Below are 14070 nucleotides of genomic sequence, written 5' to 3' on the forward strand. Positions count from 1 at the left end.
ATGCATAGTGAGTATAATTAACAAACTGTTAATCACCTTCCATCCGACATTTCCCCCATTTAAACATAAGAAAAACGCCCCTGATTATCAGGGACGTTTTGTGCTGTTGATTTATTCTTTGCGAATTTGTTTTATCTGATCGGATATTCTCTTTTTGCTTGCAGCAGGTCCGCGGAATAAACGGTATATGTACGCAGCAGGGATAAGCAGCTTGCTCTTTTTCACCCACGGTACAGATACTTCAAGGTATTCCAAAGACGGGAACAAACGATATCGCAGATATCCTAATTTTGAGCCTTTGGCGCGGTATTTGAGATCGTTTTTAACTCGGTTTTCACGCACACCATAAGTTCCTGACATAATGTAGTAATCAAGAAGCTCTTTTTCCTCACTTGTAAGCGGCTCATTCGAGAAAATTTTAACTGCAAGCTCACGGTTAGTCTTTTCAAAATCAACAATATCCAGCTTTTTTAGCTCTGCATTGATATAATCCTTATCAAGCGAGTCCTTAAATCTGCGCATGAAAATATATGTATCCACAAGAGAACGCACACCTGTTCCGTCACTTGCAAAATGCTTGTATTCATGAGCTATGAAGTATATGTAAAAATCCTCGTCACGGAAGTGATAACCGTATTCGTTTTTCTCGTCCTTGATGAGCCTTTTCTTCACATCTTCATAATAACCATGAAGCTTTCCTACATGAGCTCCCGTGAACAGTTCGTTGTGCATCTCAAAATTACACACAGGCGGCTTGAAATAAGCATCATCATTATCCTGCCCGAAATGATCGCAGGTAAAGCTCATATCAAGCATAACTTCCTTTATATATGCTCGTTTAGTGCCGTCACATAGTATATCATTATCCGACATCTGACGCATACCGAGCTTAGGGTACCAATCCTTGAATATAGCACCTTTCAAAGGCATATACCATATTTTTTCCGCTTCAAGACGCTTTAGTATCTTTGCGCGTTCGGAATCAAGGAGTATATTCTTACGGATAGATTTTTCCTTAGCCTGTGTGAAGTCATTGTCTTTAATGCCTGCTGATTCCAGTGCATAAGCCACGCAGGCTGTAAGGATATGAGTCTGACAAACCTCAAAAAGCTTTGGCAGATCAAGAGCATCTATTCGCTCACGGTCAGGAGTTACACCGTTTATAGAACAAACAGTAAGATATATCATATCCTCAGCATTGCTGCGGAATTCACTCTTCTCCATTTTCTATCACGCCCTTTTCGGTAAATTTCAGTATCCTGTCGCAAATATCCAAAGCAGCAGGTCTATGAGTCACGATGACCACGGTCTTATCTGTCATATTCCTGAGATTTTCAAGAACTTTGCGTTCAGTAGCTTCATCGAGAGCACTTGTTGCTTCGTCCAGAAGCATTATAGGACATTTCGAGTATATAGCCCTTGCAATGGCTATACGCTGCATCTGTCCCTCTGAAAGACCTGTTCCGCGCTCGCCGAGAAGTGTATCCACGCCGTCATCAAGCTCACTTACGAACTCGTCAGCACAGGCTATTTTCAGCACATTGCTGATGCGCTCATCATCGCTCATATTACTTTTATCCGCAAAGCAGACCACATCACGGATAGTTCCGCTCATAAGCTGATTGCCCTGCGGAACATATGCAAATAACCTGTGGAACTTCGCCGAAAGCTCTTCGGTATTGCCGCTTTTATCGGTTATGTAGCGTCTGCCGCCGTCAAGCTTATATATGCACATAAGCAGTTTGAGCACGGTACTTTTGCCGCAGCCGCTGTGACCTGTAAAAGCAACATACTGTCCTTTTTTTATCTCCACACTGATATCTTTCAGCACTGCAGGCATAGTATCCTTGCTGAGTTCACGGACACTGTCACCTGACGGATAGTAAGCAAACTCAGCGTTTTCAAGTCCCATCGCCAAGAAGTCATTGCGGTAATAACCAAGAGTTTCGTCAATGTCCATAGGCTGAACATCGGTGTCATTCTCAAATGCTTCTATCTCCATGAGACGTTCGGCACTTGCCGTCATAGCGTAAAACTTGGGCAGATAGCCTGTAATATTTGCAAACGGAGACTGTATCTGTGAAATGAGCTGTGTGATAGCTGTCAATGTACCGTAGCTTATAGCTCCTGTGAGGATACCGTAGCCGCAGTAGATAACTCCTCCCACATACATTCCCTGCATACCTGCATGAAATCCGATATTGCAGAAATTTGAAAAGCGAGTGCGCTTCATGCGTGACTTCTTATGGTCAAGCATTTTTTCGAGTGCATCATTTTCGGTCTGTTCTTCCGCAGTAAATGAACGTATCATCATCATACTGCCGAGTCGTTCCTGCAAATATACACGGAGCTTTCCGTCGCGCTCCTGTATGTTCTTATGGAGTCTTTTCAGCACCTTGCGGAAACCGTATGTAGCAAAAAACAGGACAACTCCGACAGGCAGAAGTATAAGCGCGAAACGATAATCAAGCACTATCATCATCGTCATTGCGCTGACCATTTTCACGACCATACCTGCAAGCCCAGGCAGTATCTCCACACTGTTCTGAGCCACAACTACTGTATCATTTGTAAGGCGGTTCAGCCACTCGCCCGAATGTACCGCACTGACAGTTCCGAAGTCTTTGGTAAGGATATTGTTGAGCAGTCTCTGCTTGAAAAGGTTTTCGAGCGAAGCACGGGAAAGCTCTTCAAGCCAACGAATTACAGCCCTCATTGCCACTTGTGCAAGTACAAGGAGAATTATAAACATAACATTCAGCCTGAAACTGCTCCTGTCGCCGTCAACTGCGTTATCAACAATATTTCTAAGCAAAAGCGCGTAAAGAACTCCGCTTGCACCGTGAAGTGCCTGCACTATTATCAGCCACAATATGTTCCATTTTTTTCGTCCTGTAACTGAATACAGCCATTTTACCGCATTGTTCTTCATCGCTTTATCAGCCTTTTCAACTTCAGTTTAACACGCATAAAAAAGATCCTCACAGCTGCAAGATCAACCCAAATATGGCTGTAAAGGCGATAACTGAACTCGTCGATCGAATGTTTTCTGCCGTTGTGGACAAAAGATGTCATTACTCCGATAATATCTTCATCTTTAATGCCGTATTCCTTGTTGATACAGTTATCGCCAAGAATAACATAATCTTTGTCACACACCTTTATGATTCGGTGCAGAACATAACTGTCAGGTGGTCGCCGATATAATACAACATCATATTTTTTGCAGCGTTCTTCGTCCTTTTTCTTTACAGTAAAAAGGTCGCGCCCTTGTTTAAGAAGGGGCATCATACTTACGCCGACATTACTGTAAGTCATTTCACCGTTCTGTTCAAGGTAGTCTTCATACGTTGTCTTAATCATCTATAGCCCCGATTTTTCTGAGCTGATCTATGATCTTCTTCACATCACGTTCCAGAGCTTCCTTTGGAGCGTCATACTTCTCCTGCATTTTTGCAACTATTTCAGCCTCGGTAGTATCATTTTCGAGGCAGCTTATTATAAAACCTGCTGTTTCATTGCTGCGGACAAGTCCCGAAAACTTGCTTGCTCCTGTAGAAACGAGAAGCTTCTGATCTCCGTCATCATGTGTTAAAAAACCGCTGTTAATTTTCATAAAATCAACCTTTCATTCCGTTATATGCGACTTCCGCCGCTTCCATATCCATATTGCAGGCGAGCCTGTAAAGTTCGATACCTGCCGCCATTTTGTCCACAAGTTTAAGCGTTTTAGCCATTTGTAAAGGATCCTGCGGACGATATACCTGCTGTAAAAGCATTGAATAAGCCTCTGTTTTACCGATAGGCACGATACTGTTTTTTTCACCGCGTGTAAGTATACATATAGCTTTAAGCGGCACTGACATATTGCAGCCAAGCCTGTGCTTACCGTTATATGGAGTACCGTAAGCGATAACTCCGCTGTCTGTTATTTTCAGCATAGGTTTGTCGTCATTGACCATTACCGCCCTGTCACCGAGATACTCGCGCCAAAGCCTGGTATGCGTGGACTTGCCTGTGCCTGACTTTGCCGTAAAAAGAAATCCCTGTCCGTCAACTGCTATTACAGAGCCATGAAACACAAATGTATCATAGCTCGGCATATACTCTGCTATCTTACGGTATACCGCGGTCTCTTCAAGAAGATCGTCCGAAAAATCAGGGATATCTTTTCCTTCATATGCAAATTCAGAGTCCGACTTCTGCTTTTCATAAATTATATCCTCAGCAGTTATCTTCACTGAAAGATCAGCAGGCTCGTCTGTGAGATAATCCTTGCAGTATTCGTGAACTTTTTCATATATTGAATTCACTTCAATGAGCTTATCCGCCATTTTGTATTTTCCTGTAAACATTGATCTCTCCAATAAGTAATAATTAGTATTCCGTTACGAATATTATATCATAGTAATAATAAAATAGCAAGTCATACGGTGCTGAATTAACGTTATCAATCAATAAAAAATGCCATAGTATAACCGATAACAACTCGGAAATACTATGGCTGAAAAAATCTTTATTATTTTACTGTTGCTTCTCTTTTAATTCTGAAATCAACAGAACGTTTCAGATAGCCGAGATACTCTTCATCTCTGCACATTGCCTTGCCGATATCGTCAGAAAGCTTTGCAACAGGTCTGCCGTTTACATACTGGAGCTTTATAACGATATTTAAAGCCTTTTCCTCAGTATCATTTGAGCAGAACGTGCCTATACCAAAAGATACCTTTGTCTTGTCGCAGAAATAGTCATGCAGCTTCTGAGCTCTGTCAAAGTCAAGGCTGTCGCTGAAAAGAAGGAGCTTAGTTTTCGGGTCAACGCCGTACTTTTTATAGTGAGCGATCATCTTTTCTCCCCACTCATAGGGATCACCGCTGTCATGGCGGACACCTGTATAGTTATTGACCATGGAACGGTTGAAATCAAGCAGAAACAGGTCTGTTGTAACCGTATCCGTAAGTGCAGTACCGTTATCGCCGTCGTACTCGTCATACCAATCCTTCATAGCATAATGGTTGGTATAAGCAAGAGGGATAGAGTCTATTCCCTGATACATCTGCACGAATTCATGTGCATAAGTACCGATAGGTGTTACATTATACTTCATTGCAAGGTAAACATTTGAAGTACCTACGCAGTTTTTAGTCTCTGTAACAAATCTCTTTACAACAACATCCTCCCACTCACGTGAAAGTCTCCTACGGCAGCCGAATTCAGCGAACTTGAATGTATAAGTTCCATCGTTCATAGCCTTTATCTTAGCGTCAAGACGCTCCTCAGCCGACTTTTTCAGCTTCTCGTAGTCATACTTCATACGGAAGTATACCTCATTTACAATTTCAAGGAGATATATCTCGAACTGCATAGCCGAGAAAAGAGGTCCGTTAACTTCGATAACAAGCTCACCGTCTTTCAGTTCAGCTGTAACGTAATCACGGATAGGTCTCCAGAGCCTGAGGAATTCAACATAGTCATTTTTTATGAAACGTATTGAACGAAGATAATCAAGCTCTTCCTTTTTGAAAGTAAGTGAGCAAAGGTGGTCAATCTGCTCGTTTATCTCCTGAACCATTTCGGGAGTAAACACAACGTCCTTATTTCTGCATTTGAAGAAATACTGTCCGCAAAGATCGGTGTGCTTGTGGAAGATGACCTGATCCATATTGAATTTATACAGGTCTGTATCAAGAAGTGAAATAACGATAGATTCGAGTTTCATAGCTTTCTCCTTTCTATATCAAAGAATATCTATCTGACAGCTTTTCATTGTCTCTATTGCAGCACCATGCTTTTCGGGAGTTACGCCTGCACAGCACTTTTCATCTACTGCAATTGGAGCTTCGGGGAAGCTTGCCTTTAACAACAGTGCATTGCTCACAACGCATATATCCGTACAAAGTCCGATAAGTTCAATGCTGAATTCTTCGCTGCCTGCTGCCTTTTTTATAAGCTCGGGGAGCTTTACAGAACCGAATGTATACTTTTCAACAGGAGTATACTTTTTTCCTTTAAGTGCAGCAGATATCTCTCTGTTCAGCTGCCAGCCCTCAGTCCCCTTTATACAGTGAGGTACAGGAAGCTTTTTGCCCTCTGCTGTGTCCATATAATCATCAAAATGAGTATCATATGTTGCAAAGATCTCGCCGTCGAAATCAGCGATCTTTTTTACAGCAGCAGGTACTATAGCGCAAGCCTCTTTTGAGCCAAGTGCTCCGTCGATAAAGTCCTTCTGCATATCAACAACGATCAAAAACTTTTTCATAACCTCATATCCTCCTATGATAAAAGTAATATACCTCAATTATACCGCAGCTTTTATGCAAGGTCAAGTATAATTTTTTAAGTTTGCTCGATTTTACACCTTTCGCATATAGCTTAACGGTACGTTCTTCGGGTGATGCTCTTGTTTCTTCTATTATGATATTATCATATATATATTATCTTGTCAAGGGGTTTTTAAAAATTTTTTTGATTTTTATATTCACATTACCTTTTTCATTGCCGTTATTGCATATTTTTATTAAATGTGGTAAAATAGTCATAGCATTATTTTAGGGGGTAATCATATGAACCAGCATACAAGATTCAATCTTCCAATTTGTCTTGCAGTTGAAGAGGACGCATTCTTCCACTCGGACGAGATAGTAAAGAGATACATTCCCGATATAATCGGTCAGAAAACTATCATCATTTCCGAGGAATTCCTCATTGGCATCTATAAGGACAAAATAACAGATATAAGCAGTGATTTCGGCAACGCAGAAATAGTTGCAATGAAGAGCGCGAGCTTCGACGAGGCTGTTTCTATTGCCAAAAAGGTATGCGTTGAAGATGTTAAGGTCATAATCGGCATAGGCGGCGGAAGAGTGCTTGATACAGCCAAATATGCAGCTCATATCAGCAAGGCTGTATATATATGTATGCCTACATCTCTCAGCAACGACTCTCTTGCATCTCCATTTTCTGTTCTTGAAACTTACGGTAAGGCTCGAAAGACACTGACCTGTAAGATACCTACTGCAATAATAGTTGATACAAATATGATAATCAACGCTCCCGAGGGACAGACCTTATCGGGCATCGGTGATACTATTGCAAAACACACTGCACTTTTTGACTGGAAGCTCTCTGCGTCAAAGACCAATTCCCGCGTTGACGACTTCGCGTACGCCCTCAGCCGAATGAGTTATGATTCGGTTTACCACTGTGACGAAAAAGACATGAAAAACCGTGTATTTATCCGTATCCTTTCAAGAGCACTTGTTATGGGCGGACTTGCTATGGAGATAGCAGGTTCTTCACGTCCGTGCAGCGGCAGCGAACACCTTTTCGCCCATGCTATTGAAGAATACTACCCCGATGTAAAAATATCCCACGGACTTGCAGTAGCTCTCGGAAGTATACCTGCCTGCATATTCCAGGGACAGACTCCACAGGGACTTCTTGACTTTTTCAGGACATACAAGCTTGACATCAATCCAAAGTCCTACGGCATAACCGAGGATATGTTCGCGGATATGTGGGATAAGGCTCGCACTGTCAGAACAGGCAGGATAACAATACTTGATGATATCAAACTTGATCGGGTTCAGTTCGATGAAATATACAGCAGAATGGTGGAAGGAAAATGAAAAAAGGCATAATTTTTGATATGGACGGTACTCTCTGGGACTCCTCGGCAAATGTTGCTGCTTCATGGACAGAGATAGTACGCAAGTCCGAATACGATCTTCCAGATATAACTCAGGAAGACGTTATGGGTGTAATGGGACTTACTATGGACAGGATCGCAGACAAGCTTTTCAGTTCACTTTCTCAGAAAGAACGCATGGAGCTTCTTGAACAGTGCTGCAATTACGAAAACGACTACTTGCTGAAACACGGCGGAGTGCTTTATCCACAGCTTGAAAAGACTTTTATCCGCCTTAGAGAAAAGTTTCATCTCTATATCGTAAGCAACTGTCAGAAAGGATATATCGAAACATTCCTTGAGCACTACGACTTTGGGAAATACTTTGACGATATCGAATGTTACGGCAATAATCTCAAAGGCAAGGGTGACAATATCGCTCTCGTTGTAAAGCGGAACAAGCTTGACAAGGCTTGGTATGTTGGCGATATACAGGGAGACTATGATGCTACTATGCAGGCAGGCATTGACTTTATCCATGCCGCCTACGGCTTCGGTAAGATAAAACAGACTGTTCCCGAACTTGCAAAATTCAGCGATCTTCCCGAACTTATGGAAACACTGCGATGATATGAAAAAACAGCGAAAGGCTCCGTTCACATAATACAATGACGGGCGTATCATAAAGACGGAAAGATATATGTTCAACAATTACTACGAACTTGTCAGCAAAAAATGCACCGTGTACGAATACAAAGGCAGGTATTACTGTAATAAATTCAGATAAAAGTATTGACAACGCCTAAAATGCATTGTATAATGTACTCAGAAATACAAAATAGTGTATTTCAAAATTTATTTTAAGGAGAAGTTGTTTGAAAAATAATAACAGAACTGAGATAGCAGCGTAAACGGGTGGTTTGCGAATACTATCTCACACAAACCTCCCGTGTCTTGTCAGCTAATTCAGGAGGAAAAAATAATGAATAAACATGACTACATCATTCGTAAGGAAACAAATAACGACTACCGCGAAACCGAAAATCTCGCACGCGAAGCATTCTGGAACATGAGCAAGCCCGGCTGCCATGAGCATTACTTCATACATATTATGAGAGATCATGCAGACTTTATCCCCGAGCTTGACTATGTTATCGAGTTTGACGGCAAGATCATTGCAAATGTTATGTACTGCAAAGCAACTCTCACAGATGAACAGGGCAATGTAAAGCCTGTGGTAACTATGGGACCGTTGTGTGTACTCCCTGAGTATCAGCGAATGGGCTTTGGAAAGGCTCTTCTTGAGCATACATTCAAAATTGCAGAAGAAATGGGCTATGACACTGTCATAAACTTCGGTAATCCCGACAACTATGTTGCAAGAGGTTATAAAAGCTGCAAGAAGTACAATGTGTGCTTTGAAGGTGATATATTCCCTGCCGCTCTGCTGGTAAAGGTGTTGAAGGAAGATGCTCTCGACGGACGGAAATGGTTCTATCACCCAAGCGAGGTGGACAAGCCGTGCGATGACGAAAAGGCTGTAGAGGAATTTGACAAGCTGTTCCCGCCAAAGGAAAAGGGCTGGCAACCAAGTCAGGAAGAATTCTATATCCACAGTCATTCAGCTATAACGTGGTGATCAAATAACATTAAAGCCGACAAGATAAAACTGTCGGCTTTTTATTGTCTGTGATATATCTTTTATATTATACTATTTGTGTATCGTGTGCAAACTTATACATTAAGTCTATTTTGTATCAACACAGTTGACTTCATTTTATGTTCTCTCGAACGTATTTATCTTATCCAAATACAGGCTTGATCGGCAAGTAAATAAGTTCACACGAACTCATTCAGAAAGTGACCATAAAAAAAACAGATAATTGTCTGCATGATGCGTTACGACAATGAACCATATATAAAACATCATAGGATCATAATTGCTGCGGAATAATATATCACTTGGCAGGATCTAAACAAATACAGTGATAATTGACATTTTGCCAATTATGATATATAATATATAAAACGTATTTTTACCAATCTTAATGATGGGGGGATTGTATTGAAAAAATATTTCGGACAGATCATTTTCAATGTGACCGTTGCTATCATGTCAGTATTATTGTTCGGATGTACGGATCTGCTCGATTCCGCGTTATTATCAATAATAGCTATAATTGCAACAGTTGCGCTTCTGTCATGGGGAAATTATTATTTCATAAAGATCGCAAGCCTTGGAAGAAAGGCTTTTCAGCGTGCATATATAATAGACGAGCATACCTTTGAGTCACTTAGTCAGCCTGAGGATTATCTTGCAGTCATGAAAGATTTGAAGGATTATGCACCGTGCAGACAGGAAGCTGCAAGACTTATAGACCAGTGGGAAGTTTTCCAGAAAAAATCCGTCACACTTAACGCAATAAGCGACGGTGCAGGAGTCTATGAGCTTGTAAATCAGGACATACAGTCGGTAATGCTCAGCAATATGCTTCTTTTTATGAAAAGAACTGCTATAATACAGTCCGCTTCACGCAACGGTGAATTGACTATGCACAAGGATTACCTTAAAATGCTTACAGGCAGAAACGAAAAGATACTTAATGATTACACCAACTTACTTATTGAAGTTTCACAGCTCACCGACAGTGAACGTAAGAATACAGAGATAAAATCTTTAAGTCTTATAATCGAATCAATACATGATTATAAAAAGGAAATGGAAAGTGAGGATATATAATGAACAAAAGTAAATCACCCGTTATAATCGCTGTTATAGGCGCACTGGTAACTATGATACTCATAATTGTAGTTATCAACAGCAACTCTTCAAAGAAAGAAGGAAAAAAGGCACCTGTTACGCAGAAGAATGTTACTCAGACACTTGAAGACTGCCTTAAAAGCATTAAAGTAACAAATGCAGAAAAGGTAAAGGGCACTGTTGATTACTCAGACAAAAGTGCAGCTAACCTGCCTAACATCAATACAAAATATCCCCTTACAGTAGAGGGTACAGGCGATGTTGACATAGAGATCTTCTCAACATCTGAAAAAGCAGGCAAGAACAACAACGGCTGGCTCAACGAGGTTGCTGAAGAGTTCAACAAACAGGGCAACCGCCTCTCAAACGGCAAATCCATGTCAGTAAGCGTCAGAAGTATCGCTTCAGGTGCTTCCTGCGATTACATTACAAATAATGTATACATTCCACAGGCTTATACACCTTCAAACGAGCTCTTCGGTGAGCTTGCTGTCGAAAACGGTGCAAAGCTCAAACTTGAAGCTGAGTCACTTGTTTCTAACGTAGCAGGAATTGCAATATCACGTACAGCTGCATCAACTCTCAAATCAAAGTACGGCAATGTATCCTTTGAGACTATCGTAGATGCCGTTGTATCAGGCGAATTACAGATGGGATATACTTATCCTTATACATCTGCAACAGGCCTTAACTTCCTCGTAAATGCTCTCCAGCACTTTGACGGCAGTGATATGCTCAGCAGTGCAGCTATTGAAAAGTTCCAGCAGCTCCAGAAGGGTATCCCATTTGTATGCTATACCACAGACCAAATGGTAAACGCTATGCAGAGCGGAACTCTCCAGGCAGGCGTTGTTGAATATCAGGCATATACCAACAGTCCTGTATTAAAGGGCGGCTATGATTTCGTACCATTCGGCTACAAGCACAGCAACCCTCTTTACAGCGTTGGTGAGCTTACACCTGATCAGCAGCAAACACTTTCTGCTTTCCTTAACTATGCTCTCAGCGACGGTCCTCAGGCTCATGCAAAAGAGTATGGATTTGATCCCGATAATTCATTCAGCTACAACACTTCAAAGCTCAACGGTTCTGATATAATCAGCGCACAGCGTCTCTGGAAGGAAGAAAAGGACTCAGGCACACCTACAGTTGCTCTCTTTATTGCCGATGTTTCAGGCAGTATGGGCGGCGACCCTCTTGCAAGACTTAAAGAATCACTTCTTCAGGCTTCAAAGAATATAAAACCTGACAACTATGTCGGACTTCTTTCCTACAGCGACAACGTTTCATTGGAGCTTCCTATTTCACAGTTCACTCTTGAACAGCAGTCCTACTTTGCAGGTGCTGTTGAAAGAATGAGAACAGGCGGAAATACCGCAACATATGATGCTCTCCTTGTAGGCGTTGACCTTATAAATCAGTACAAGCAGACAGTTCCTGATGCAAAGGCTATGATATTCCTTCTCAGCGACGGACAGTGCAACGAGGGATATGATTACAAAACAGCAGCAGATATCGTTGATTACTATGGTATACCGATCTATACTATCGGCTACAATGAGGATATCGAATCCCTGAAGGATCTTTCTTCAATAAATGAAGCCGTATATATAGACGCTGATAACGACGACGTTGTTTATGAGCTTGCTGCTCTCTTCAATGCACAGATGTAAAAGCAAACCGCAGGTTTTAACTACGATGCTCATATAGAAGTTTATAGTTATTACTCGGGGAAAACCTTTCTGAGGAAAGGTTCTTCCCCGAACCCTTTTCCAAAGACTTTTATCTGATTTTTTTCTATATAGAGCGCGACCTGTTTTTTACAGGTCTTTTTTATTATTCACACGCGCTCTATATGGAAAAAAATAAAAACAGAAGTTTTAGGGAGAGAGTTTGAGGGTGACTCCCCGCAGTGCGGGGAGATGTCACGCAGTGACAAAGGGGCACGCCTCCGTCAGAGGGCCCCTTTTTCAAAAGGGTCTCCCTCAATAATAGTTATAAAAGCCTCTACATCAGTACCACGGTTAAAACTGCGGTTTTATTTTTTATAGCTCTATTGTACGTGTTGCAATTTTTTCACGGAATGTTGCATCGTGCTCAACAAAAAGCATTGTAGGCTCATATTCCAGAAGCAGTTTTTCAAGCTGCATTCGTGAAAAGACGTCGATATAATTCAAGGGCTCGTCCCATATATAAATATGTGCAGGTGTGAGCAAACTTGCCGCAATAAGTACTTTCTTTTTCTGTCCCTCGGAATATTCCGAGATATCCTTTGAGAGCTGAACACGGTCAAGATCAAGATCACGGAGTATTGTACTGAACATACTCCTGTCAAAACTGTGTTCCTCGCAGTATTTTTCGATACTGCCGCAAAGTCCGCTCGTATTCTGGTCTATATAGGATATTACAAGTCCGGAAGCGATATCACATACACCGCTTTCGTGTATATTGCCAATAGGGACATTATATCCTGCTTTATTAAGAATAACTTTTATCAGCGTTGATTTTCCGCAGCCGTTGCTGCCATGAAGTGCTACACGCTCACCGCCGCATATATTAAGGCTTATACCGTCAAGGACTGCTGTCTCTGAATTATCGTATCTGAGACTGTAATCCGCAAAGCTTATGAGATTTTTCCTGTAATGTGTAAGCTTTTCAAGCTTGAGCTGCTTCATTCTTTCGATATCACTGAGAAGTCCTTCCTTTTCTTCAATCTGACGGTCGATACGCTTTTCTATGTTCTTGACTCTGCTCTGCATTTTCTTAGTCTTGGCACCGATAAATGATCTTGTAGAGATACAACGGTCATTTTCCTTTATAGGATCAAAACCTATCTTTGTGCGCTCGTTTTTATCAGCCCAATCGGAAGTTTTTTTAGCAGCCTGCCTAAGCTTGCGTATCTCCTTTTTGTGTTTCTCGTTTTCAGCCATTGCAAAGCTGTCCCTGCGCTGCTTGTTCTCCCACCATACCGAGAAATTGCCGCTCTGCACCTCTATGCTCTTACGGTTAAGCACCAGTACATGGTCGATACAAGCGTCCAAAAGGTCACGGTCGTGCGATACAAGTATAAAACCTTTCTTGCCCGACAGGTATTCCTTTACTTTTTCTCGGGCTTCAAAATCGAGATGATTTGTTGGCTCATCTATCAGCAGAAACTCATTCTCGCCCGAGAATAGCACCGCAAGCAGAACCTTTGTCTGTTCGCCAAGACTGAGCGTACCAAAGCTCCTGTAAAGTATATCCGCAGATTCACCAAGCTTTTCAAGCTCGCATATAACACGCCATTCTTCGCACTCATTCCTGAGTTCGTATATAAGCTCAGAGCCTGTCATTTTCTTCTGACTTTCACTGATATGATACGGAAAATACTCAAATCTTACAGAAGCGGTAATATTTCCGCTGTACTGATATTTACCGAGAAGAAGATCAAGGAACGTAGTTTTTCCCTTTCCGTTTCTGCCTATGAAGCCAAGTTTCCAGTTAGTATCAATGGAAAAGGATACATTCTCGAATATATTATCGAAGCTTCCCTCATAATAAAATGTAAGATCATTAACTCTTATCTGTGACATAAAAATTCCTCCTTCCACGGTCCTGTATGAAAAAACAGAACCATTTGCTGCCAAACAGTTCCATTACATACTTATAACCTCATGGTCGGAGGAAATAGACATCACAA

At 41.5% G+C, this 14070-nt stretch carries 13 protein-coding genes; 5 read left to right on the plus strand and 8 right to left on the minus strand.

The window, feature by feature from the left end; translation table 11 throughout:
- Positions 1-111: 111 nt before the first annotated feature.
- From QZZ41_RS10845 to QZZ41_RS10875, 7 genes are all read right to left on the minus strand, one after another.
- Positions 112-1224, minus strand: coding sequence for a nucleotidyltransferase family protein (locus tag QZZ41_RS10845; RefSeq protein ID WP_295071764.1), 1113 nt, complete (start codon positions 1222-1224; stop codon positions 112-114).
- Positions 1211-2932 carry an ABC transporter ATP-binding protein gene (locus QZZ41_RS10850; RefSeq protein WP_295071767.1) on the minus strand — a complete coding sequence of 574 codons (1722 nt, stop codon included), beginning with the start codon at positions 2930-2932 and terminating at the stop codon, positions 1211-1213. The genes QZZ41_RS10845 and QZZ41_RS10850 overlap by 14 nt, the downstream gene beginning before the upstream one ends.
- Positions 2929-3363 carry a S24/S26 family peptidase gene (locus QZZ41_RS10855; RefSeq protein ID WP_295071770.1) on the minus strand — a complete coding sequence of 145 codons (435 nt, stop codon included), beginning with the start codon at positions 3361-3363 and terminating at the stop codon, positions 2929-2931. Before QZZ41_RS10855 ends, QZZ41_RS10850 begins: the two co-directional genes overlap by 4 nt.
- On the minus strand, positions 3356-3616 hold the full coding sequence (locus QZZ41_RS10860) for a PqqD family protein (RefSeq protein WP_295071774.1): 261 nt from the start codon (positions 3614-3616) through the stop codon (positions 3356-3358). Before QZZ41_RS10860 ends, QZZ41_RS10855 begins: the two co-directional genes overlap by 8 nt.
- A 4-nt stretch (positions 3617-3620) precedes the next feature.
- The gene (locus tag QZZ41_RS10865) at positions 3621-4355 is read right to left on the minus strand and encodes a hypothetical protein (protein WP_295071776.1); all 735 of its coding nucleotides are present in this window, start codon (positions 4353-4355) and stop codon (positions 3621-3623) included.
- A 164-nt stretch (positions 4356-4519) separates the two neighbouring features.
- Positions 4520-5719 (minus strand): nicotinate phosphoribosyltransferase, encoded by a 1200-nt coding sequence (gene pncB / locus QZZ41_RS10870; protein WP_295071779.1) that lies wholly within the window; start codon positions 5717-5719, stop codon positions 4520-4522.
- 18 nt (positions 5720-5737) lie between these two features.
- The gene (locus QZZ41_RS10875; protein ID WP_295071782.1) at positions 5738-6262 is read right to left on the minus strand and encodes an isochorismatase family protein; all 525 of its coding nucleotides are present in this window, start codon (positions 6260-6262) and stop codon (positions 5738-5740) included.
- A gap of 304 nt (positions 6263-6566) precedes the next feature.
- Between QZZ41_RS10875 and QZZ41_RS10880 the strand changes: the two genes are divergently transcribed.
- The 5 genes from QZZ41_RS10880 (at position 6567) to QZZ41_RS10900 (ending at position 12064) form a co-directional block, all read left to right on the plus strand.
- Complete coding sequence (locus QZZ41_RS10880) at positions 6567-7631, plus strand: iron-containing alcohol dehydrogenase family protein (protein WP_295071785.1); 1065 nt, start codon at positions 6567-6569, stop codon at positions 7629-7631.
- Positions 7628-8260, plus strand: a complete 633-nt coding sequence (locus tag QZZ41_RS10885; protein WP_295071788.1) for an HAD family hydrolase — start codon at positions 7628-7630, stop codon at positions 8258-8260. The genes QZZ41_RS10880 and QZZ41_RS10885 overlap by 4 nt, the downstream gene beginning before the upstream one ends.
- A 352-nt stretch (positions 8261-8612) precedes the next feature.
- Positions 8613-9269 carry a GNAT family N-acetyltransferase gene (locus QZZ41_RS10890; RefSeq protein WP_295071791.1) on the plus strand — a complete coding sequence of 219 codons (657 nt, stop codon included), beginning with the start codon at positions 8613-8615 and terminating at the stop codon, positions 9267-9269.
- 426 nt (positions 9270-9695) lie between these two features.
- The gene (locus QZZ41_RS10895; protein WP_295071794.1) at positions 9696-10370 is read left to right on the plus strand and encodes a hypothetical protein; all 675 of its coding nucleotides are present in this window, start codon (positions 9696-9698) and stop codon (positions 10368-10370) included.
- Complete coding sequence (locus QZZ41_RS10900; RefSeq protein WP_295071797.1) at positions 10370-12064, plus strand: VWA domain-containing protein; 1695 nt, start codon at positions 10370-10372, stop codon at positions 12062-12064. The genes QZZ41_RS10895 and QZZ41_RS10900 overlap by 1 nt, the downstream gene beginning before the upstream one ends.
- A 372-nt stretch (positions 12065-12436) precedes the next feature.
- On the opposite strand, the gene abc-f is transcribed toward QZZ41_RS10900, so the two are convergent.
- Positions 12437-13963 (minus strand): ribosomal protection-like ABC-F family protein, encoded by a 1527-nt coding sequence (gene abc-f, locus QZZ41_RS10905; protein ID WP_295071800.1) that lies wholly within the window; start codon positions 13961-13963, stop codon positions 12437-12439.
- Positions 13964-14070 lie beyond the last annotated feature (107 nt).

This window comes from Ruminococcus sp., from assembly GCF_016283395.1.

Bases quoted from the DNA above. Each gene is read 5' to 3' on its own strand.
- QZZ41_RS10845 (WP_295071764.1), bottom strand. From the start codon at position 1,224: ATGGAGAAGAGTGAATTCCGCAGCAATGCTGAGGATATGATATATCTT.
- QZZ41_RS10850 (WP_295071767.1), bottom strand. From the start codon at position 2,932: ATGAAGAACAATGCGGTAAAATGGCTGTATTCAGTTACAGGACGAAAA.
- QZZ41_RS10855 (WP_295071770.1), bottom strand. From the start codon at position 3,363: ATGATTAAGACAACGTATGAAGACTACCTTGAACAGAACGGTGAAATG.
- QZZ41_RS10860 (WP_295071774.1), bottom strand. From the start codon at position 3,616: ATGAAAATTAACAGCGGTTTTTTAACACATGATGACGGAGATCAGAAG.
- QZZ41_RS10865 (WP_295071776.1), bottom strand. From the start codon at position 4,355: ATGTTTACAGGAAAATACAAAATGGCGGATAAGCTCATTGAAGTGAAT.
- pncB (WP_295071779.1), bottom strand. From the start codon at position 5,719: ATGAAACTCGAATCTATCGTTATTTCACTTCTTGATACAGACCTGTAT.
- QZZ41_RS10875 (WP_295071782.1), bottom strand. From the start codon at position 6,262: ATGAAAAAGTTTTTGATCGTTGTTGATATGCAGAAGGACTTTATCGAC.
- QZZ41_RS10880 (WP_295071785.1), top strand. From the start codon at position 6,567: ATGAACCAGCATACAAGATTCAATCTTCCAATTTGTCTTGCAGTTGAA.
- QZZ41_RS10885 (WP_295071788.1), top strand. From the start codon at position 7,628: ATGAAAAAAGGCATAATTTTTGATATGGACGGTACTCTCTGGGACTCC.
- QZZ41_RS10890 (WP_295071791.1), top strand. From the start codon at position 8,613: ATGAATAAACATGACTACATCATTCGTAAGGAAACAAATAACGACTAC.
- QZZ41_RS10900 (WP_295071797.1), top strand. From the start codon at position 10,370: ATGAACAAAAGTAAATCACCCGTTATAATCGCTGTTATAGGCGCACTG.
- abc-f (WP_295071800.1), bottom strand. From the start codon at position 13,963: ATGTCACAGATAAGAGTTAATGATCTTACATTTTATTATGAGGGAAGC.